The sequence below is a fragment of the Streptococcus sp. CP1998 genome, from assembly GCF_041026655.1.
In the GTDB taxonomy this organism is placed as follows: domain Bacteria; phylum Bacillota; class Bacilli; order Lactobacillales; family Streptococcaceae; genus Streptococcus; species Streptococcus dentalis.
Map to the genome: position 1 here is coordinate 1,034,516 of NZ_CP163380.1, position 19,714 is coordinate 1,054,229.

18 protein-coding genes are annotated in these 19,714 nt (G+C 41.4%); 8 read left to right on the forward strand and 10 right to left on the reverse strand.

Going from position 1 to position 19,714, the window contains the following annotated elements:
• Nucleotides 1-26: 26 nt before the first annotated feature.
• The 5 genes from AB4X21_RS05375 to AB4X21_RS05395 form a co-directional block, all read right to left on the reverse strand.
• Nucleotides 27-374, reverse strand: a complete 348-nt coding sequence (locus tag AB4X21_RS05375) for a PedC/BrcD family bacteriocin maturation disulfide isomerase (RefSeq protein WP_070661389.1) — start codon at nt 372-374, stop codon at nt 27-29.
• 258 nt (nt 375-632) lie between these two features.
• A complete protein-coding gene (locus AB4X21_RS05380; RefSeq protein ID WP_369087582.1) occupies nt 633-2,348 on the reverse strand; it encodes a phospho-sugar mutase in 1,716 nt (571 codons plus the stop codon).
• Nucleotides 2,349-2,498: 150 nt separating this feature from the next.
• On the reverse strand, nt 2,499-3,059 hold the full coding sequence (locus AB4X21_RS05385; RefSeq protein WP_003011870.1) for an ECF transporter S component: 561 nt from the start codon (nt 3,057-3,059) through the stop codon (nt 2,499-2,501).
• On the reverse strand, nt 3,056-3,595 hold the full coding sequence (coaC, locus tag AB4X21_RS05390) for a phosphopantothenoylcysteine decarboxylase (protein ID WP_155126819.1): 540 nt from the start codon (nt 3,593-3,595) through the stop codon (nt 3,056-3,058). Before coaC ends, AB4X21_RS05385 begins: the two co-directional genes overlap by 4 nt.
• A 10-nt stretch (nt 3,596-3,605) precedes the next feature.
• Nucleotides 3,606-4,283 carry a phosphopantothenate--cysteine ligase gene (locus AB4X21_RS05395; protein ID WP_342986872.1) on the reverse strand — a complete coding sequence of 226 codons (678 nt, stop codon included), beginning with the start codon at nt 4,281-4,283 and terminating at the stop codon, nt 3,606-3,608.
• 175 nt (nt 4,284-4,458) lie between these two features.
• Here AB4X21_RS05395 and AB4X21_RS05400 point away from each other — a divergent pair, with 175 nt between their 5' ends.
• Nucleotides 4,459-6,129, forward strand: a complete 1,671-nt coding sequence (locus AB4X21_RS05400) for a formate--tetrahydrofolate ligase (protein WP_369087583.1) — start codon at nt 4,459-4,461, stop codon at nt 6,127-6,129.
• A gap of 62 nt (nt 6,130-6,191) precedes the next feature.
• Here AB4X21_RS05400 and AB4X21_RS05405 read toward each other — a convergent pair whose 3' ends face one another.
• A complete protein-coding gene (locus AB4X21_RS05405; RefSeq protein ID WP_369087584.1) occupies nt 6,192-7,541 on the reverse strand; it encodes an MATE family efflux transporter in 1,350 nt (449 codons plus the stop codon).
• A 96-nt stretch (nt 7,542-7,637) separates the two neighbouring features.
• Here AB4X21_RS05405 and AB4X21_RS05410 point away from each other — a divergent pair, with 96 nt between their 5' ends.
• Nucleotides 7,638-8,192 (forward strand): GNAT family N-acetyltransferase, encoded by a 555-nt coding sequence (locus tag AB4X21_RS05410; protein ID WP_003011957.1) that lies wholly within the window; start codon nt 7,638-7,640, stop codon nt 8,190-8,192.
• 257 nt (nt 8,193-8,449) lie between these two features.
• Here AB4X21_RS05410 and AB4X21_RS05415 read toward each other — a convergent pair whose 3' ends face one another.
• A complete protein-coding gene (locus AB4X21_RS05415; RefSeq protein WP_369087585.1) occupies nt 8,450-9,478 on the reverse strand; it encodes a YdcF family protein in 1,029 nt (342 codons plus the stop codon).
• Nucleotides 9,479-9,613: 135 nt separating this feature from the next.
• Between AB4X21_RS05415 and brnQ the strand changes: the two genes are divergently transcribed.
• The 3 genes from brnQ to AB4X21_RS05430 all read left to right on the forward strand — a co-directional run bounded on the left by brnQ (nt 9,614) and on the right by AB4X21_RS05430 (nt 12,377).
• Complete coding sequence (brnQ, locus tag AB4X21_RS05420) at nt 9,614-10,930, forward strand: branched-chain amino acid transport system II carrier protein (RefSeq protein WP_369087586.1); 1,317 nt, start codon at nt 9,614-9,616, stop codon at nt 10,928-10,930.
• A 154-nt stretch (nt 10,931-11,084) separates the two neighbouring features.
• Nucleotides 11,085-11,792, forward strand: coding sequence for a thiol-disulfide oxidoreductase-associated membrane protein CcdA2 (gene ccdA2 / locus AB4X21_RS05425; protein WP_369087587.1), 708 nt, complete (start codon nt 11,085-11,087; stop codon nt 11,790-11,792).
• Nucleotides 11,793-11,813: 21 nt separating this feature from the next.
• Nucleotides 11,814-12,377: a TlpA disulfide reductase family protein gene (locus AB4X21_RS05430; protein ID WP_024055504.1), complete on the forward strand. Its 564-nt coding sequence runs from the start codon at nt 11,814-11,816 to the stop codon at nt 12,375-12,377.
• Nucleotides 12,378-12,414: 37 nt separating this feature from the next.
• Here AB4X21_RS05430 and AB4X21_RS05435 read toward each other — a convergent pair whose 3' ends face one another.
• Genes AB4X21_RS05435 through AB4X21_RS05445 form a run of 3 tightly spaced genes read right to left on the reverse strand, consistent with a single transcriptional unit; the run spans nt 12,415 to nt 15,223 of the window.
• Nucleotides 12,415-13,650: an NAD(P)H-dependent oxidoreductase gene (locus tag AB4X21_RS05435; protein WP_003012123.1), complete on the reverse strand. Its 1,236-nt coding sequence runs from the start codon at nt 13,648-13,650 to the stop codon at nt 12,415-12,417.
• An 18-nt stretch (nt 13,651-13,668) separates the two neighbouring features.
• Complete coding sequence (locus AB4X21_RS05440) at nt 13,669-14,274, reverse strand: NADPH-dependent FMN reductase (RefSeq protein ID WP_003011564.1); 606 nt, start codon at nt 14,272-14,274, stop codon at nt 13,669-13,671.
• 25 nt (nt 14,275-14,299) lie between these two features.
• Complete coding sequence (locus AB4X21_RS05445; RefSeq protein ID WP_369087588.1) at nt 14,300-15,223, reverse strand: FAD:protein FMN transferase; 924 nt, start codon at nt 15,221-15,223, stop codon at nt 14,300-14,302.
• 224 nt (nt 15,224-15,447) lie between these two features.
• On the opposite strand from AB4X21_RS05445, the gene nox reads away from it, so the two are divergent.
• The 3 genes from nox (at nt 15,448) to efeO (ending at nt 19,710) form a co-directional block, all read left to right on the forward strand.
• Nucleotides 15,448-16,824, forward strand: a complete 1,377-nt coding sequence (gene nox, locus AB4X21_RS05450) for a H2O-forming NADH oxidase (RefSeq protein WP_369087589.1) — start codon at nt 15,448-15,450, stop codon at nt 16,822-16,824.
• Nucleotides 16,825-17,182: 358 nt separating this feature from the next.
• Entirely contained in the window at nt 17,183-18,727 is a 1,545-nt protein-coding gene (locus AB4X21_RS05455; RefSeq protein ID WP_270298286.1) for a ClC family H(+)/Cl(-) exchange transporter, read from the forward strand.
• Nucleotides 18,728-18,837: 110 nt separating this feature from the next.
• Complete coding sequence (gene efeO, locus AB4X21_RS05460) at nt 18,838-19,710, forward strand: iron uptake system protein EfeO (protein WP_369087590.1); 873 nt, start codon at nt 18,838-18,840, stop codon at nt 19,708-19,710.
• The last annotated feature ends 4 nt before the right edge of the window (nt 19,711-19,714 follow it).

Below are 19,714 nucleotides of genomic sequence, written 5' to 3' on the forward strand. Positions count from 1 at the left end.
CTAGAGACTGATCTCTAGCTATTTTTTTATAGATGAGCGAATGCTTTGATTTCTTCTTCAGACATAGATGAGTCGCAACGAACACTGACTTCACCGGCTTCGACATGTAAAAATCCTGGGACAGTTGGGATGCCGTAAGTTGAGCGGAAGGCTTGTAATGCGTCTAGCTGACTTGGTTCTTCACTATTGATGAAGTAGATATGAGCTTTTGTTTCAGCTACGACAGTTGCCAACTTAGCAGCGAACTTCCGGCAGTAAGGACAAGTCTTGCGTCCGATAAAGAAGGTTGCTGTTTCTTTTTGATCGATCGCTTCTTGCGCACGCGCGACAGTTGTGACTTCAAGATCTTTAATATCTTCTAAAAATTGTTCCATGAGATTACCTCGCTTTCTTCTAAGTCTAGTATGCCATATTTTCTATAAAATCGCTGGTATTTGCTACGAAAGAAAGAGAGAGTGGGACAGAAATCGGTTATTCGTTAGAATTCGATTTCGTCGTCCCACCTCCGGACAGTTGAGTAGGGCTGTAAAAGCTGATGAAATCAGCGTAGTAGAGCCCACTCAACCACTGCGTCTTGCTCAACAATCAAAAAAATAATTGAGAGGCTAGGACTTTTGTCCCAGCCTCGTGTTTTAGCCTACAAATGCATTAATTTCTGCTTCGATATTCGCAATTTTTTCTTTAGCATCTGCTTCAGATTCACCAACTGTAGCGATGTAGAATTTGATTTTTTGTTCTGTACCTGAAGGACGAACGGCAAACCATGAATCATCAGCCAAGATGTATTTAAGCACGTTGCTTGGAGGAGTTGTCAATTTTTCAACGCCGTCAGCAGTAGTAGCTGTTTGTTCCAAGAAGTCTTCTGTCTTAGCAATGTCTGTCTTGTTAAATTGTTTAGGAGCATTGCCACGGAATTTATCCATGATTTTCTTGATTTCAGCAGCTCCGTCCACACCTGAAAGGGTAACAGAGATGGTTTTTTCTGCGAAGTAGCCGTATTGTTTGTAGATTTCTTCAATACCATCTGCCAAAGTCATACCACGTGAGCGGTAGTAAGCTGCGATTTCAGCGACGATAAGAACGGCTTGGATAGCATCTTTATCACGTACGAATGGTTTGATCAGGTAACCGAAGCTTTCTTCGAAACCAAGCATGTAAGTGTGGTTGTGTTGTGTTTCAAATTCATGAATTTTTTCACCGATAAATTTGAAACCAGTCAAGACGTTAAACATCGTTGCGCCATAGCTTTCTGCAATCTTAGTCACCAACTCAGTTGATACGATGGATTTACAAAGAGCAGCATTTGCAGGAAGGGTACCAGCTGTTTTGTGAGCTTCAAGAATGTATTTAGCAATGATCGCTCCGATTTGGTTACCAGAAAGGTTGAGGTAAGAACCATCTGGTTGGCGGATTTCAACACCAAGGCGGTCAGCATCTGGGTCAGTTGCAACCAATACATCAGCGTCTACTTTGCGACCAAGTTCTTCAGCAAGAGCAAAGGCAGCTTGGTTTTCAGGGTTTGGAGATTTAACAGTTGAGAAGTCAGCATCTGGAACAGCTTGAGCTTCAACAACTTGAACAGCTTCAAATCCAGCTTGGGCAAGAGCACGACGAGCCAACATTTCACCAGTACCATGAAGTGGAGTGTAGACAATCTTCATGTCGCGTCCGTATTCATTGATCAAGTCTTGGTTGATGTTAACGCCTTTCACTTCTTTCAAGTATTCAGCGTCGACGTTTTCACCGATAACTTCAATTAAGCCACTAGCTTTGTTTTCGTCAAGGTCAGCTAATTGTACAGTGAAAGGATTTTCGATAGCACGGATGTAATCTGTCAAAGCATCGGCATCTGCAGGTGGCATTTGTCCACCGTCTTCACCATATACCTTATATCCATTAAATGGAGCAGGGTTGTGGCTAGCGGTTACCATGATCCCAGCAAATGTGTGGAGGTGACGAACAGCAAATGACAATTCAGGTGTTGGACGTAGGCTTTCAAATACATAAGATTTGATACCGTGTGCAGCCAAAACTTGAGCAGATTCAAAAGCAAACTCTGGAGAGAAGTGACGGCTGTCGTAGGCGATCGCAACACCACGTTTCTTCGCTTCCTCACCTTTTGAGTCGATCAATTGGGCCAATCCTTCAGTTGCTTGGCGAACAACATAGATATTAATACGGTTGGTACCAGCACCGATTAATCCACGCATACCAGCTGTACCGAATTCAAGGTTAGTATAGAAGGCATCTTCTTTCGTTTTTTCATCCATTGCGACCAACTCATCACGAAGGTAAGCTGGTAATTCAGCAAAGTCGAGCCATTTTTGGTAGTTTTCTTGATAGGTCATGCAAGCGTCTCCTTTTTGCTTATAATTTAATCGCTTACATTATAGCAAATTTTTTCAGAAAATTCTAGCGATAATTGTAAATCTTTTCAAAAAAATAGGGTTAATTCACCATCAAAAAAAGCCAAGATAAATTAGTCTTGGCTTGAAAGGTCATTTTAATTTTTCAAGAGATGGAACGACTGCACTGGTAATGAGTACTGTCGCAATGACTTCGATGAGAGAGTTGGTAGATACAATCAAGGCTAGGAAATGTTGAATTCCCCCTCCAAAACTGTTACCAAAGAAGAAGTAAATCCCACTTAGAACGAAAACAGTATTGGTCATAGAGCCGACAATTCCAGCGATCACAAGTCCAGTACGATTGCGAATCCAGCGATAGACGAAGTAAGGGGTTACCCCGATGAGAATCCGAGGGACTATGGCAATGATAAGGGAGTAGAGATTCCCGTGAGGGACAAAGGGACTAAAGAGATAGCTGGCTGGTGTTATAACCAGGGTATTCATAGTGAGGCTAAAGAGTCCCATGAGGAGTCCTAAGATAGCTCCAATCCGTGGACCGTATATGATAGAGGCGATCACGACAGGAATATGAACCAAGGTTGGTTGAATTCCTGATGGAACAAATTGCAGAATGAAGGACGTCACAAAGTGAATGGTGATCATCACCGCAAAAAAGATGGCAATTCGTGAAATAGAAGATGATTTTCTCATAAACAATTCTCCTTAACAGTTTCTACAATAGTTTCTACAGGCGCTAGAGCTCCAGCACCTTTGTCCCCACAAGCAAGAACAGCATCACGAGGTTGGATCATCTGGTAACCATAGTCTTGTAAGAGCTTTAGATTTCGTTGGGTAGCGGGATGTTCTAGCATTTTTGTATTCATAGCAGGGGCCAGTAATTTTTTTGTCCTTTGAGGCAAGGCTAGAGCTGTGCTTGTGACCATATTATCTGCAAGTCCCATAGCCAATTTAGCAATGGTATTGGCACTGGCCGGCGCTACAAGAAAGAGGTCAGTTTCTTTCCCAATGTCGATGTGCTCGATCCGCTGTGGATCGTCTTCCATCATAACATCAAGCCCCACTTGATTCTTTGAAAGAACTTGCAAGGTTAAAGGGGTAATAAATTTTTGGGCTGAAGGAGTCATGAGGACCTTCACTTCAAAGCCCAATTTGGTTAGTTGGCTGGTAATATCAGCAGCTTTATAGGCGGAAATACTACCGGTAACCGCTAAAGTAATGTGTGTCATATGTTCCTTTTTATTTGATATAACGTAGGATAGCCTCTGCGATTTCTGTTTTCGTAGAAGCTTCTAGGACCTGATCATCTGTCACTAGATAGGCTTGATGCTGACCATTCTGAATCTTGGTCATATCATTGGCAACGATCATGCTGGCATGATTTTTAACCAGGCTTTCACGCGCTACCTGGATCAACTCTTCAGAAGAAACGTCGACTAATAGCTTAAAGCCGATCAGTTGAATAGCAGGGTTCCATTCTTTGACGAGCGAGATAATCTTCGGATTTTTCTTTAGAAAGAGTACTTGGTATTCTTCTTTGGAAGAGATTTTAGCTTCCTGATTTTCGCGATGGATAAAGCTATGAAGGTCTTGAGCTTTCTCAACTTCATCAAGGCCTGTCATGTAAACAGGTGTGTAGTCTGAAACAGCCATAGCGTGAATCAAAACCTGATGATGAGGGACTTCCGTTTTCATTTGAGCGAGTAGTTCTTCGACATTCTTGACCAATAGAAGACGAAGGTGTGGGTGAGGATCAGGTTTAAGAGCGGTAGGCGTTGTGATCAAGGTCACCTGATGTCCCTTAGCAAGAGCCGTTTCTGCAAGGATTTTCCCTAGGCTCCCAGTGGAATGATTGGTGATTGCACGAACGCTATCAATGGCTTCGCTTGTCCCGCCAGATGTAATTAAAATATGCATATGCTTATTTTACAAAAAAAAGATACGTAAGTAAAGTTCTGAAGCTATTAGGATTAGCTATGTGTAGCCATAAAATTTAGATAAAAAACGAACGTTCGATTCAAAAGGTGGAAAAACTATGTTATTTTCGCGAATTTTAGGTATAATAGATCTATCAAATATAAAGGAGTCCCTTATGAAAACAGATATCGAAATTGCTCAAAGCATTGAACTCCGACCGATTGTGGAAGTTGTGAAGAAGATTGGTTTGGTTGACGATGATCTTGAATTGTATGGAAAATACAAGGCGAAATTGAGCTTTGATAAGATTCGTGAAGTTGAGAAAAATCCAGTAGGAAAACTTATCTTAGTCACTGCGATCAACCCAACTCCAGCTGGAGAAGGGAAATCAACCATTACCATTGGTCTAGCAGATGCTTTGAATAAAATCGGTAAAAAAACCATGATTGCCATTCGCGAACCTTCTTTAGGTCCGGTTATGGGGATTAAAGGTGGTGCTGCTGGTGGTGGCTATGCCCAAGTTCTACCGATGGAAGACATCAACCTTCATTTCACAGGGGATATGCATGCGATCACAACGGCTAATAACGCCCTCTCAGCATTGATTGATAATCATTTGCACCAAGGAAATGAGCTTGGAATTGACCAACGTCGGATTATCTGGAAACGGGTAGTGGACTTGAATGACCGCGCTCTTCGTCATGTTTCTGTCGGTCTTGGCGGTCCTTTAAATGGGATTCCGCGTGAAGACGGTTTTGATATTACCGTTGCTTCTGAGATCATGGCCATCCTTTGCTTGGCGACAGATATTGAAGATTTGAAACGTCGTTTGGCCAACATTGTTATTGGTTACCGCTATGATCGTAGTCCAGTTTATGTCCGTGATTTAGAAGTAGAAGGGGCTCTTGCCTTGATCCTCAAAGATGCGATCAAGCCAAACTTGGTTCAAACCATCTATGGTACACCTGCCTTTGTTCACGGTGGTCCATTTGCCAATATCGCCCATGGATGTAACTCTGTATTAGCAACGACGACAGCTCTTCATTTAGCTGACTATACGATTACAGAAGCAGGTTTTGGGGCTGACCTTGGAGCTGAAAAATTCCTTGATATTAAAACTCCAAACTTGCCTACATCACCAGATGCGGTTGTGATTGTTGCGACTCTCCGTGCTCTTAAGATGAACGGTGGAGTGACCAAGGATGCTTTGACTGAAGAAAATGTAGAGGCTGTTCGTGCTGGTTTTGCCAACTTGAAACGTCACGTTGAAAATATCCGTAAGTTTGGCATTCCTGCAGTGGTTGCTATCAATGAATTTATCACAGATACAGAAGCAGAAATTGCTGCTTTGAAAGAATTGTGTGCTGAAATTGAGGTGCCAGTTGAGCTTGCGAGTGTATGGGCGAATGGTGCGGACGGTGGAGTTGACCTTGCTGAAACCTTGGTTAAAACCATCGAAACAAGTCCAGCTAACTACACACGCTTGTATGATAACAACCTTTCTGTTGAAGAAAAAATTGAAAAGATTGTTACAGAAATTTACCGCGGTACGAAGGTGAATTTTGAGAAGAAAGCTAAGACACAAATTGCTCAAATCGTGAAAAATGGTTGGGATAAGTTGCCAATCTGTATGGCAAAAACACAATATAGCTTCTCTGATAATCCAAATGCCTTGGGTGCTCCTGAAAACTTTGAAATCACTATCCGTGAAGTGGTTCCAAAATTGGGTGCAGGCTTTATTGTCGCTTTGACTGGGGATGTCATGACCATGCCTGGTTTACCAAAACGTCCAGCTGCTTTAAACATGGATGTGACCGCTGATGGAACGGCTATCGGTTTGTTCTAATTATAAAAATACAAAAAGAACTTTTGTTCAAATGAGCAGAAGTTCTTTTGTTATGGACTCGTCTAGGTTGATGATGCAAGAAGCTGATGACTGGATTTATGATAGGTAAACCATAGTTGAAGAGTCATGGGAACCCAAATCAAGGGCTCGCACAGAATGACTCCTATATAGCCTGTATGGGGAATAATCAAGAGAACAAAGAGAATTTTTCCTGTTAATTCGATAAAGCTCGAAATCAAAGGGGTCAATTTTCGGCCGATGCCTTGAAGAGAATTCCCTAGAATCAAGAGACATCCTAAGACCGGATAGAAGCAGGAGCTGATTTGCAGATAGAGACTGGCATTTGCGATCAAATTAGGATTGGTTGATCCAGAAATCAGGCTCGTTAAGAACGGACTGGTAAAGAAGAGGAGGATGGCAACAAAGACAGACCAAAGGAGGGAGAGCAGACAAGCCTGTTTGACGCCTTGTTGAATCCGTCGGAATTGCTTGGCACCAAAGTTTTGAGAGGTGAAAGTGGTCATACTAGAAGAAATAGCGGTCATTGGCAGGAGGGCAAAGGACATGATCCGACGAGCTGAGATTTGGGCACTAATGATGGTCATTCCAAGCTTATTAATAGCTGATTGTAAGATGACGGTTCCGATAGAGACGATCGAAGACATGAGACCCATGGTCAGTCCTTGACTGATCAAGTCCTGATAGAGCTTTTGATCCCACACAAAATCGGTGCGACTGGGTAGAAGAAAAGGCACTTTTTTACGGATATAAAAGAAACAAAGAAGGGCGGAAAAACTTTGCGCAATAATGGTCGCGATTCCAGCGGATTGGACTCCAAGATGAAGTTGGGTAATAAAATAAAGATCGAGAAGAATATTGAGAATAGCGGCGATAATCAAGAAATAGAGGGCCGCTAGGCTATCGCCAACCGCTCGAAGAAGTCCGGCACAAAGATTATAGGCAAAGGTCACAGCCACACCATTAACAATGGTAGCGATATAGAGATAAGACTGAGACACAATTGCTGATGGGGTCCCTAAAAACTGGAGCAGGGGATAAAGTCCGACAGCGCCAATGAAGATCATGAAAAGACTGAGGATGCCACCAATAATAGCAGTTGCGGCGACTGATTTTCGTAATTGATCTTCGTTTTTGGCTCCATAATTTCTCGCGATAATAATCCCCATCCCATTGCCAACACCGACAGCAAATCCAACGATCAAATCAAATATAGCAGAGGTTGCTCCAACAGCAGCCAATGATTTTTGACCTAAAAAACGCCCAACAATCATAACATCCGAGGTATTGTAGAGTTGTTGAAAGATATTGGACAAAAGAATAGGAAAGGCGAAACTCAAAAGAGCAGGTAAAATAGGACCATCTATGAGGTCCACACGTTGAATTCTTTTCATAGTGCCATTATACCAACTTCAGGAACCAGCGACAAGCGTCGATAGTTGAAGGCCCTTACATTTTTTGGTATAATCAGGGCAGAAAAGGAGGCTTTTATGAGCTTAACCAGTCAATTAATCACGGAAACGTTCCCAGATCTGGACAAGGTCGAGAGGCTGAATATCGAGGCATTTCCAGAAGAAGAGCGAGTTCCTTTGTCGGAATACCTGCGTTATACGGACAATGACGATGCTAATTTTTTTGCTTTTTATAACGAAGAAGAATTTGTAGGATTTGCTTTTTCTATCTATAATCAGAAAGTTTTTTATGTTAGCTTCTTTGCCATTATGCCCCACCTACGTAGCCACGGTTATGGTCAAGAAATTATTGAAAAATTGGTAGAATTTTACCAAAGAACCATGATTCTTGAAGTGGAACGTTTAGATGAAGAATGTGACAATCTAGAGCAACGTCAGTCTCGGATGGATTTCTATAAGCGAAATGGATTTAAAACTGCCAATGCCTTTTTAGAATACGAAGGACTGAGCTTTGAAATTCTCTATCGGGGTGATCACTTTGACGAAGAGGCTTATCGCGATATTTTCCGTAAACTGCAGGAAGAAAATTATTTCGATTTCCGCATTAAATATAGACGCTTTAGTGATCACTAGACAAGAAAGGGAGTGGGAAAGAACTCTTAGGAATTAAAAAAGGTTGAAAAGGTTCCCCAAACCTTTTCAATTTTCCCACCCCTGCATAGCTTCAACAGTCTGGGAGACTGTTGAAGGTTGCGGATAAAGGAAACGTTGTTTCCCTCATTAGGTCATCTTTGTAGCTTGAAAAGCGAACAAAGATGCCAATCAACCACTGCGTCATATAGTTACTTCCATCAAGCATAGAAGGCTGGACAGTTTTTGCCCAGCCTCTTTTAGTTTAGATATTTAATGAAGAACTCAATCAGTTTCATGATTTGTGTAAAGATCCAAGGCAGAAACAGAAGAGCTAGGAAGGTAACATGCCATTTCCAATAGAGTGAAACCAAGCCAACGGTTTCTCGAATCCAAGCGGATGGGAGATAGTAAAAGGCTGTTTTCGAACCGATACTTCGACCAGGTATTTTCAATCGTCTCATAAAGACACCTGCACGGAGCGCGTGAAAAGAATTGGTTACCACAAGGACTCGCTTGCCAAGACCCTCTTCTTCAAGGATACGCTTGCTAAAGGTCAGGTTTTCAAAAGTAGTACGAGAGCGATTCTCGATGAGAATGGCGTCTTCTGGAACCCCGTGTTCTATCAAGTATCCGGCCATAGCTTCTGCCTCAGCGATCAGCTCATCTGACCCTTGACCACCAGAAACAATCAGCTTTGGTCGTCCCTCGAACTGCTCATAGATGGCCTTTCCCTTATCGAGACGTTGGGCTAAGAGTGGGGGAACCTTGTCTCCAATCAAACCTGAGCCAAGGATGATGATGGCGTCTGGCTCTTTGCGAACCGGAAAGAGATTGCAAAAGATCCCATAGGATACATAAGAGAGGTAGAGAAAGGTCATGTAAAACAGGGCAAAGTCAGTCAGATAAATGAGGATGTCATTCCCTGGGAAATAAGGTAGAAAATGAAGTGCCAAAGCTCCGATAATAAACAGTCCATAGAGCAGAGAGAGGAGGTTGGCCAGTCTTTTTCCTTCAAAAGCCATCATTTGACGGCCGTTAAAAAGGAGAAAAAGAGAGGAGAAAATAATGCTGAGAAAAACGAGGATGGAAATCACCACAAAGACAATCATTGCAATTTGTTGATTAAACCATAGCTCAGTTCGAACGACTAGTAAAAATGCAGAAATCAGTAGAAGAAGTCCAAGGTTTATCGAAAAGAGATAAGCATTGAAAAGCCTTCTACGATCACTCATAAAGAACAATAAAAAGATAAGAGCTGGAAATAACCAGAATAGATATAGATACATGTTTTGCTCCTGGTAAAATCTTACCTCCATTGTACCATAATGACTGATAGAAATAGCAGATTGTTCATGCAAATAAGTTGCATTCTTCAAATGAATTTGATAAAGTTAAGATTATTGTTTTTTTAAGGAGATAGTATGTTACGAAAAGGTTCCCTGACAGGTTTATTACTGTTCGGTATTTTTTTTGGTGCTGGAAATCTGATTTTCCCACCGGCTCTTGGTGCTTTATCGGGTAATCAATTTTGGCCAGCTATTGCTGGGTTTGTCCTTTTAGGAGTGGGAATTGCCATTGTGACCTTGATTATCGGGACACTTAATCCCAAAGGATATATTCATGAGATTTCTCGTAAGATTTCACCTGTTTTCGCGATTGTATACTTAGTTGCGCTGTATCTTTCGATTGGTCCTTTCTTTGCCATTCCAAGAACGGCGACGGTATCTTTCGAAGTGGGGATAGCCCCCTTATTAGGTGGAATGAATGCCAGTTTAGCACTTTTCATTTTTACCCTGGTCTACTTTTTGCTTGCCTTTCTGATTGCCTTGAATCCATCTAAGATTCTAGATCGGATCGGTCGTATATTGACCCCGATCTTTGCGATTCTCATTTTGATCTTGGTTGTTCTTGGAGCTTTAAAATACAGTGGACACGCTCCAATGGTGGCCACCAAAGCCTATCAGGCATCTGCCTTTGGGCAAGGATTTTTAGAGGGGTACAATACCTTGGATGCCTTGGCATCTGTTGCCTTTAGTGTGATCGCAGTGACTACCTTGAATCAACTTGGATTTTCAAGTAAGAAAGAATATATCAAGACCATTTGGTTGGTTGGAATTGTTGTAGCCCTTGGTTTTAGTGTGCTGTATATCGGTTTAGGATATCTGGGGAATCATTTTCCTATTCCAGCTTCTGTTATGGCATCTGATACCAATAAAGGGGTGTATGTATTATCAGAAGCGACCAAAGCGATCTTTGGTCCGACTGCTCAGATTTTCCTAGCAGGAATGGTGACGGTAACTTGCTTTACCACAACTGCTGGTTTAATCGTCTCTACCAGTGAATTCTTCCATAGCACCTTCCCTAAGGTTTCTTACAAGGTCTATGCAAGTGTCTTCACTCTGATTGGTTTTGCGATTGCCAACCTTGGCTTGAATACCATTATTGCTTTCTCATTGCCAGTCTTGATGATTCTTTACCCAATCACCATTACCATTGTATTGATTGTGATAGTGAATAAATTTGTGGCTCTTTCAAAACCAGGAATGCAACTGACTATTTTCTTGGCTAGCTTGGTTTCTCTTGCAAGTGTTCTGGCAAGTACCTTTAAAATTTCACTAGTAGAAAAGGGGATTGCTTTGCTTCCATTTGCGGCTCAATCTCTTCCATGGTTAGTGCCAGTAGTCATCGGGATTCTTTTATCGCTCGTATTACCAAATAAACAAACAGCAGAAGAATAAGTTATATTAGAAACTCTAAAGTTTTGTGCTTTAGGGTTTTTCTTTTGAAACTAGTATCTAAATCCAAACTTTAGTAAAAAAACGTAGCAGAAATTTTTATTTTAGGTCAGTCAATGTTATACTGAATGTAGCATATCAATATACGGAGTGAACTATGAATTCAATCATTTTTTCATTGACAGTTTTTCTTGCGGGTATTCTGTCTTTCTTTTCTCCCTGTGTCTTTCCTTTGCTTCCGGTTTATATTGGAATCTTACTAGGAAGTGATCAGGAAAAGGCTATCCGATTGTTCGGGAAAAAAATTCGCTGGCATGGCTTGTTGAAAACCCTTTGTTTTATTGCCGGTATTTCGGTTATTTTCCTCCTTATTGGTTTTGGAGCGGGCTTGCTTGGAAAGATCATGTACACCAATTGGTTCCGTTATCTGATGGGAGCCCTCATCATTATCCTTGGTCTTCATCAGATGGAAGTCTTTCATTTTCATTTCCTTGAGAAGCAAAAAACAATGGATTTTGGAGCCAACAAACAGAAGAATGAATTGTTTTCAGCTTTTCTCCTTGGTCTTGGTTTTAGTTTTGGTTGGACGCCTTGTATTGGTCCGGTATTAGGATCAGTTCTTGCTTTAGCAGCATCAGATGGACAAGATACTCTTATGGGAGCTATTTATCTCCTTGTTTATACATTGGGAATGGCTCTTCCGTTTTTACTGTTGGCCTTAGCATCTAGTCTGGTCCTACCTTACTTTAATCGTCTCAAACCCCATTTGTTATTGCTGAAGAAAATCGGCGGAGCCATCATTATTCTGATGGGAATTCTCTTACTTTTGGGACAATTGAACAGTTTGTCATCTATCTTTTCATAAAATAATCCGGAGGTTTAACGCATGATGAAAGGTTTTAAATACGCTTGTTTCTCAGTTCTCTCTTTAGCTTTGCTGTCAGCTTGTTCCATGAATCAATCCAGTGAGAGTAGTATGGACAATCAGCCAACAATGAATACAACAACGAATAAGAATCCTTTGGTAGGAAAAGACGCTAGTGACTTTGAACTAAAGGATATGAAGGGGAATACGGTCAAACTTTCAGACTATAGAGGCAAAAAAGTCTATTTGAAATTTTGGGCAACCTGGTGTGGCCCTTGCCGGCAAAGTATGCCTGAATTAGAGAAATTGGTCAAGGATTCGGATAGAGACTTTGAAATTCTAACCATTATGGCGCCAGGACTCCAAGGTGAAAAAACAGAAGAAGAATTCGTTAAATGGTTTGATCAACAAGATTACAAGTCCGTACCGGTCTTGTACAATCCAGACGGTTCTGCATTTGCAGATTATCAGGTTCGCTCTATTCCTACAGAAGTCTTTATAGACAGTCATGGGAAAATTGGACATGTCCAATTAGGTGTTATTTCAAACGACGATGCTAAGAAGATCATCAAAGAGTTACAATAAAAAAATGAAGCACGAAGCTTCATTTTTTTCTAGTTTCTTAGTTGCTTGCACCAGATGTAGCATCAGCAGCTCCATCACTGTGTCCTCCAGCATCAGAAGCACCAGAAGTTGCATCTGAATCGCCATGGCCACCAGCAGGAGCAAATGGACCGCTTCCGCCAACTAGACGTTGTCCTGTTGTTTGTAGGTACCAGTCCAACCAAGGTTTGAAGTTGAAGACAATCTCATTGATACCAGCGTAAGAACCATCTTCATAGTACATAGCTTGGTAGTTGTGAGTGTTGATCACGCCTTCAGGAGATCCTGGAACAATGGTCCGAACATAGTCTTGGTTACCGTTACGAAGGGTACCAATCACCCATTCCACGTTTTTCATACGTGCTGGTGGTAGGGAGCCATGAACGGTTGACATCCGGCTTCCTGATTGAGGTGGCACGCGTTTAGCAAACATGGTATCAGGATCTTGATGGGCATTGTTGTAGTAGAGGAATTGGTTGTTATCATCGGCATAAGTCAATTCAAATGGCATAGCCTTCAAGAACATATCAATTTGGTTAACGGTTAAGATACCGTGGTCGAGTTTGACATAGGTATCGCCAGAAACGGCACCAGTGATTTCAGCTACTTTTTCTACCCAATCTGGATCGTCAGGATCGACTTCAGTAACAGTTGTAGCGATTGGATGATTACAATCCAAGTCTTCTGGTTCAATTGGTTTTGGTTTTTTCAATTTCGATACAACCTCAACGTATTTCATAAAATTATCCAAGCAGGTTTCAAGGAATTTGACGGTTCCCTCGTTGATGATATTGCCGTCTTCGTCAAAAGCTTCTTTTGCTTTTCCAAGAAGGAATTCATTTCCTGGAAGAGTATAAGCATTGACACCTGGGGCATCGAGAATCTTACGGAGGTGAACTTGCGCACGTGAAGTCCCTTGATCGTAGTAAGAGGCACCAACGATCATAACGGGTTTATTTTCAAATGGATGGACCTCGAAAGATAGCCATTCAAGAACAGACTTGAGAGCAGCAGAGATCGTATGGTTGTGCTCCGGAGTAGCAATGATGACACCATCTGCTCGAGTGATTTTGTTATATAAAAGACGCAATTGGAAACTTTCGTCCCATTTTTCATCTTGGTTAAACATTGGAACTTCGTCGATTTCAAGAACTTCCAATTCAAATTTGATCTTAAATTGGCGGCGAATGAATTCCAAGAGTTTACGGTTATATGATTGATCGTAGTTTGATCCTACAAGTCCAACAAATTTCATTCTTTTCTGTCTCCTATCTTACAAGTTTTCCCAGTCAAATTCTTCAGCATCTTTGCGAAGCAATTCTTGGGCGTTGCGCAATTTGTCTGTAATTTTCACAAACACACGGAAATCATTGAAGACGGCATCTAATTTTTGAATGACATCTAAATCCACCAAATCTCCATTTTGATCAAAGGCTTGCAATGAATGAGAGAGCAAGAATTCATCTGGCAAGACATTCGCTTTGATTTCTGGAGCATTTAAGATTTGGCGAAGTTGGAGTTGGGCGCGTGAAGATCCCAACGTACCGTATGAAGCCCCAGTAATCATGACTGGTTTGTTCAACAATGGGAAGACTCCGTATGAGAGCCAAGCGAGAGCACTCATCAAGACTGCTGGAATAGAGTGGTCGTATTCTGGAGTCCCAATAATCACCCCATCAGCTTCTTCAATTTTGGCAACAATCTCTAAGACGGATTCAGGCACTTGTTTGTCAGCTGGTTTGTTAAAGACAGGGATATCTTTAATTTCGACCAATTCGATCTCAGCCTTATCAGCAAAATGTTTTTGCATGTATTGAAGCAGTTGACGGTTTGTAGAACGTTTGGAGTTAGTCCCCACAATCGCAATAAGTTTTATCATGGAAAATTCCTTTCTGATAGGAGAATTATAAATAAGATTGAAGCCCACTTGTATAGGCAATCTTGCCTGATTGAGAAACCAATAAGGTATCTATACCAGGAAGTGATTCAACAGTGTTGAGGATAGAAGCAGGAGATTCCCCGAACAAGCGGGTAGTCCATATCTCCCCGTCTACGGATCGATCAGATATGATGGTGATACTGGCTAAGTCTGTCTCAACCGGATAGCCCGTCTTACTATCAAAAATATGGTGAAACGACTGGCCGTCAACTTCTAAATGACGCTCGTAGATACCAGAGGTGACAACAGATTTATCCTTGACTGAGAGGACCAGTAGGTGCTGGCCTCTTTTTTCGACTGGATTTTGAATACCAATCCGCCAAGGCTGTTGTTTGATGGGGTGTTGACCGACAGTGAGGATATTGCCTCCCAGATCAATCAAGGCATCTGTTACTCCCTGGCTCTTTAAAAAGGTCGCAATGCAGTCTGCACTATAACCCTTAGCCAAGGCTCCTAAATCAATCTTCATTCCAGGACGCATCAGAAAGACTGTATGGTTTTCTGGGTCGAGCTGGATTTGGTGAGGATCGATCTTGGCCAGGGCTTGATCAATTTCCCCTTGCTGGGGACGTCTAGCATCTGAAAATCCAATTCGCCAGGTCTGTACAAGAGGACCAATGGCAATGTTTAAATGGCTGTTTTGAGCTTGACTATGTAAGGTTCCTAAAGCAATCAGTTCAAAAAGATCTGGATGCACCTGAACTGGCGCAATACCAGCTTGGTGATTGGCCTCCATGAGTTCAGAACTTGCATCATTAGCACTGAAGCGATGTTCGTAGGAGCGAAGAAGTTCAAAGCAGCAGGCTAAGAGTTCATTCGCTTGTGGGTGACAGATTGAAACAGTGATGGTTGTTCCCATCAAACGTTCGGATCGACTACTTAGGTCCACTAAAAATCTATCCTTTCCTATTTTCACTTATTTATAGTATATCAGAAAGAGACCGTTTTCACAATCCTTTCAGTCAAATTATTTGACATTTTTTGAAACATGTGAAATGTGATTTTCTGGAAAATTGAAAAAAAGATCACAAATTCTGAGCAAAATAATTGTAACCGATATCATTTTTATGATATACTCAAGAAGTAAATTAAATTAAAGGTAGGATTTATTCTATGAGTAAAATCGTTGTTGTAGGGGCAAACCATGCCGGAACAGCTTGTATCAACACTATGTTAGATAATTTTGGAAATGAAAATGAAATTGTGGTTTTTGACCAAAACTCAAACATTTCATTCCTTGGATGTGGGATGGCGCTTTGGATTGGTGAACAAATCGATGGTCCTGAAGGTCTTTTCTACTCTGACAAAGAAAAATTGGAAGCAAAAGGTGCGAAAGTCTACATGAACTCTCCTGTTCTTTCAATTGACTATGATAACAAAGTGGTAACAGCGGAAGTTGATGGGAAAGAACACAAAGAATCTTACGAAAAATTGATCTTTGCGACTGGATCAACACCAATTATTCCTCCAATTAAAGGAGTTGAAATCGTACCTGGTAACCGCGAATTCAAAGCAACTCTTGAAAATCTTCAATTTGTTAAATTGTACCAAAACGCTGAAGAAGTGATCGAAAAATTGAAAGACAACAGCAAACACTTGAACCGTATCGCCGTAGTTGGTGGTGGTTACATCGGTGTTGAACTTGCTGAAGCTTTCGAACGTCTTGGTAAAGATGTTGTCTTGGTGGATATCGTGGACACTGTCTTGAATGGTTACTACGACAAAGACTTCACAGACATCATGGCGAAAAACTTGGAAGACCACAACATTCGTTTGGCACTTGGACAAACGGTTCAAGCGGTTGAAGGAGATGGAAAGGTAGAACGCCTTGTTACTGATAAAGAAACCTTCGATGTAGATATGGTTATCTTGGCTGTTGGTTTCCGTCCTAATACAGCTCTTGCTGATGGTAAGATCGAACTCTTCCGCAACGGTGCTTTCCTTGTTGATAAGAAACAAGAAACTTCACTTCCAGGTGTATACGCAGTTGGTGACTGTGCGACTATTTTCGATAACGCTCGTAACGAAATGAGCTACATCGCTCTTGCATCTAATGCAGTTCGTTCAGGTATTGTCGGTGCCTACAATGCGACTGGTCATGAATTAGAAGGAATCGGTGTTCAAGGTTCTAACGGTATCTCTATCTACGGCCTTCACATGGTTTCAACTGGTTTGACTCTTGAAAAAGCAAAAGCTGCAGGCTTCAGTGCCACTGAAACTGGCTTCAACGACCTTCAAAAACCTGAATTTATCAAACACGATAACTACGAAGTTGGTATCAAGATCGTCTATGATAAAGACACTCGTCAAATCCTTGGAGCTCAAATGGTATCACGTGATAGCGCCATTTCAATGGCTATCCACATGTTCTCACTTGCGATTCAAGAACACGTGACGATTGATAAATTGGCTTTGACGGACTTGTTCTTCTTGCCACACTTCAACAAACCATACAACTACATCACAATGGCAGCTTTAACTGCTGAATAATAGCTAAAGTTATATTAAATACTTTCCTTAGGTGAGTACGGACGTCAGCGAACTTCATAGAAGTTCCATGACTAATTATTGAGCCTAAGGTCTCAATAATTCCGAGTGCCTGAAACAATACAGTTTCAGGCACTTTTCTCACAGCGGAAAGTCTTGACTTTTCTTTATTAGTTCCATAAATAGAACATATTTATATTTCTATGTAGAATTTCTTAACTTATTTTACTTGATAAAATGGTTTGTCTACATTCTAAACAAAACTAACAAGGGTAGTTTTGTTTTTTTCTGTTTTTCCATGTATTCAGAGGCAGTAAAATAAGGTATAATGAATAGGATAAGAGTTTGAAGGAGTTAGGGAATGTCTGCTAAAGAAGAAGCCTTTAAAAATGAATTTCAATTTGCCTCTAGTTCAATTGTGGCCCATATTGTCAGAGGTGTTCTGGTTGGGATCGTTGTGGGCTGCATCGTCTCGAGTTTTCGTTTTTTGATCGAACATATTTTTCATTTTGTTCAAGGCGTCTACAAGGAGATGCCGACTCAACCACTTTATTTGCTTGCGATGCTGTTAGGGTATGGAGTGATCGTACTGATTGCTGGTCGCCTTATTCGCACCAATCGGGATATCAAAGGATCAGGAATTCCGCAAGTCGAAGCGGAGCTTAAGGGTCTCTTGACGGTGAGCTGGTGGGATACCTTGTGGAAGAAGTATATTCTAGGTGTCTTGGCCATCGGAAGTGGCTTGATGCTTGGTCGTGAAGGTCCTAGTATTCAATTAGGGGCAATGGGTGGAAAAGGAGTGGCCCGTCATTTGAAGGTCAGCCCGGTTGAGGAGCGGTCTTTGATTGCGAGTGGGGCTGCTGCTGGCCTTGCTGCTGCCTTTAATGCACCTATAGCGGGGCTCTTATTTGTGGTTGAAGAGGTCTACCATCATTTTTCACGTTTCTTTTGGATTTCGACCTTGGCTGCTAGTTTGACGGCTAATTTTATTTCACTCAATGTCTTTGGTCAAACACCAGTGCTTCATATGCCACAAAATATTCCACCGCTCCATCTGTCTCAGTACTGGATTTATCTTTTTCTTGGAGTCTTTTTAGGGGCAGCAGGGTATGTCTACGAAATAGTGGTTCTCAATATCGGTCGATTGTATCGCTTACTTGAGAAGATTTTCCATGTTCCTTCTCATTATTCTTCTTTATTTGCCTTTGTCTTGATTCTTCCAATCGGCTATTTTCTTCCCCTAATTCTTGGTGGTGGAAATCAATTGGTCTTGGATTTGGCTCGAGTACCGTATCCAGTGCTGACCATCCTTCTCTATTTTGTGATCCGTTTCATCTGGAGTATGTTGAGCTATGGTAGTGGTTTACCGGGAGGAATTTTTCTGCCCATACTAGCATTAGGATCTCTCTTAGGAGCCATCGTTGGAACCTTCCTCCAAAACATTGGCTTTATCTCTCAAAATCAGCTGCCTCTTTTCATCATTTTAGGAATGAGTGGGTATTTTGGGGCTATTTCAAAAGCTCCATTAACAGCGATGATCTTGGTAACAGAGATGGTCGGTGATATTCGTAGTTTAATGCCCCTAGGCATGGTAACCTTGCTAGCTTATATGATTATGGATCTCTTCCATGGAGCGCCAGTCTATGAAGCCATGCTAGAGCAATTGTTGCCGGATAAGGCGCAAGAAGAAGGAGAGTTGACTTTAATTGAGATCCCTGTATCAGAAAAGATCGCAGGAAAGCAAGTCCATGAACTGCACCTCCCTCAAGATATCTTGATCACCACGCAAATGCGAAGTGGTAAGAGCTATACGGTCAATGGTGCAACCCGCTTGTATCTAGGTGATAGTATCTTTGTGGTGGTTAAAGAATCTGAAATCGGACGAGTCAAAGATATTCTTTTGTAAAAGACTGATTCTCAGAAAAGTTTTTCTATTATTAAATTTTCAGACAATTATTGAAAAATGAGAAAATATCTGGTAAAATAAGGGCAAGAACAAATGAGGAGAAGTCTTTCATGAAAAAATATAGTCTACTCTTATTAAGTGTTGCTCTTTTAGCAGGGTGTGCAAATTCTACTAGCAAACAGTCCAGTCAGAAGACGCAAACCAGCTCAACAGTGCGGTTGTCAAAGGCTGACCAGAAGACCTTGGATAATGCGACAGCTGAATACAAAGACTTTGTTGAAATGCAAATTGACCAATTGCTCAAGGATACAGAAGGATTCCGAGCTACGTTAAAAGACGGGAATTTGGAAGAAGCAAAAAAGCAATACCCCTTGATCCGCATGGCCTATGAACGTTCTGAACCGATTGCTGAAACCTTCGGGGAATCGGATGTCAAAATCGACTACCGCTTGGTGGATTATGTGGATGAAAATAAATCAGAAGATGGCTGGTCAGGTTTCCACCGGATTGAGCGTATCCTTTGGGAAAACAATACAACAGATGGAACAGACAAATACGCTGACCAACTGGTGAACGATATCAAGGAGTTGAAAGCTAAAATTGCTACTGTAGAAGTCACACCGGATATCATGTTGACCGGAGCTGTCGATCTACTCAATGAAGTGGCAACGCAAAAGATTACGGGTGAAGAAGAAGTCTTCTCTCATACAGATCTTTACGACTTCCGTGCTAATATTGAAGGGGCTGAAAAGATCTTCTCTCTCTTTAAACCCTTGATTGAGAAAAAAGATGCCAAATTGGTTAAAACCTTGGAATCAGAATTCAAGAATGTTAATGCTTTATTGGACAAACATATGACAGATGATTCAAATTATAAGTCTTACAAAGATTTATCCAAGGGAGATACCAAGGAATTAGCAGAAGCTGTGACCAAACTTGGTGAACCTTTGTCTCAAATGGGTGTGATTTTAGATGGGAAATAAGAAA

Bases quoted from the DNA above. Each gene is read 5' to 3' on its own strand.
- AB4X21_RS05375 (WP_070661389.1), bottom strand. From the start codon at position 374: ATGGAACAATTTTTAGAAGATATTAAAGATCTTGAAGTCACAACTGTC.
- AB4X21_RS05380 (WP_369087582.1), bottom strand. From the start codon at position 2,348: ATGACCTATCAAGAAAACTACCAAAAATGGCTCGACTTTGCTGAATTA.
- AB4X21_RS05385 (WP_003011870.1), bottom strand. From the start codon at position 3,059: ATGAGAAAATCATCTTCTATTTCACGAATTGCCATCTTTTTTGCGGTG.
- coaC (WP_155126819.1), bottom strand. From the start codon at position 3,595: ATGACACACATTACTTTAGCGGTTACCGGTAGTATTTCCGCCTATAAA.
- AB4X21_RS05395 (WP_342986872.1), bottom strand. From the start codon at position 4,283: ATGCATATTTTAATTACATCTGGCGGGACAAGCGAAGCCATTGATAGC.
- AB4X21_RS05400 (WP_369087583.1), top strand. From the start codon at position 4,459: ATGAAAACAGATATCGAAATTGCTCAAAGCATTGAACTCCGACCGATT.
- AB4X21_RS05405 (WP_369087584.1), bottom strand. From the start codon at position 7,541: ATGAAAAGAATTCAACGTGTGGACCTCATAGATGGTCCTATTTTACCT.
- AB4X21_RS05410 (WP_003011957.1), top strand. From the start codon at position 7,638: ATGAGCTTAACCAGTCAATTAATCACGGAAACGTTCCCAGATCTGGAC.
- AB4X21_RS05415 (WP_369087585.1), bottom strand. From the start codon at position 9,478: ATGTATCTATATCTATTCTGGTTATTTCCAGCTCTTATCTTTTTATTG.
- brnQ (WP_369087586.1), top strand. From the start codon at position 9,614: ATGTTACGAAAAGGTTCCCTGACAGGTTTATTACTGTTCGGTATTTTT.
- ccdA2 (WP_369087587.1), top strand. From the start codon at position 11,085: ATGAATTCAATCATTTTTTCATTGACAGTTTTTCTTGCGGGTATTCTG.
- AB4X21_RS05430 (WP_024055504.1), top strand. From the start codon at position 11,814: ATGATGAAAGGTTTTAAATACGCTTGTTTCTCAGTTCTCTCTTTAGCT.
- AB4X21_RS05435 (WP_003012123.1), bottom strand. From the start codon at position 13,650: ATGAAATTTGTTGGACTTGTAGGATCAAACTACGATCAATCATATAAC.
- AB4X21_RS05440 (WP_003011564.1), bottom strand. From the start codon at position 14,274: ATGATAAAACTTATTGCGATTGTGGGGACTAACTCCAAACGTTCTACA.
- nox (WP_369087589.1), top strand. From the start codon at position 15,448: ATGAGTAAAATCGTTGTTGTAGGGGCAAACCATGCCGGAACAGCTTGT.
- AB4X21_RS05455 (WP_270298286.1), top strand. From the start codon at position 17,183: ATGTCTGCTAAAGAAGAAGCCTTTAAAAATGAATTTCAATTTGCCTCT.
- efeO (WP_369087590.1), top strand. From the start codon at position 18,838: ATGAAAAAATATAGTCTACTCTTATTAAGTGTTGCTCTTTTAGCAGGG.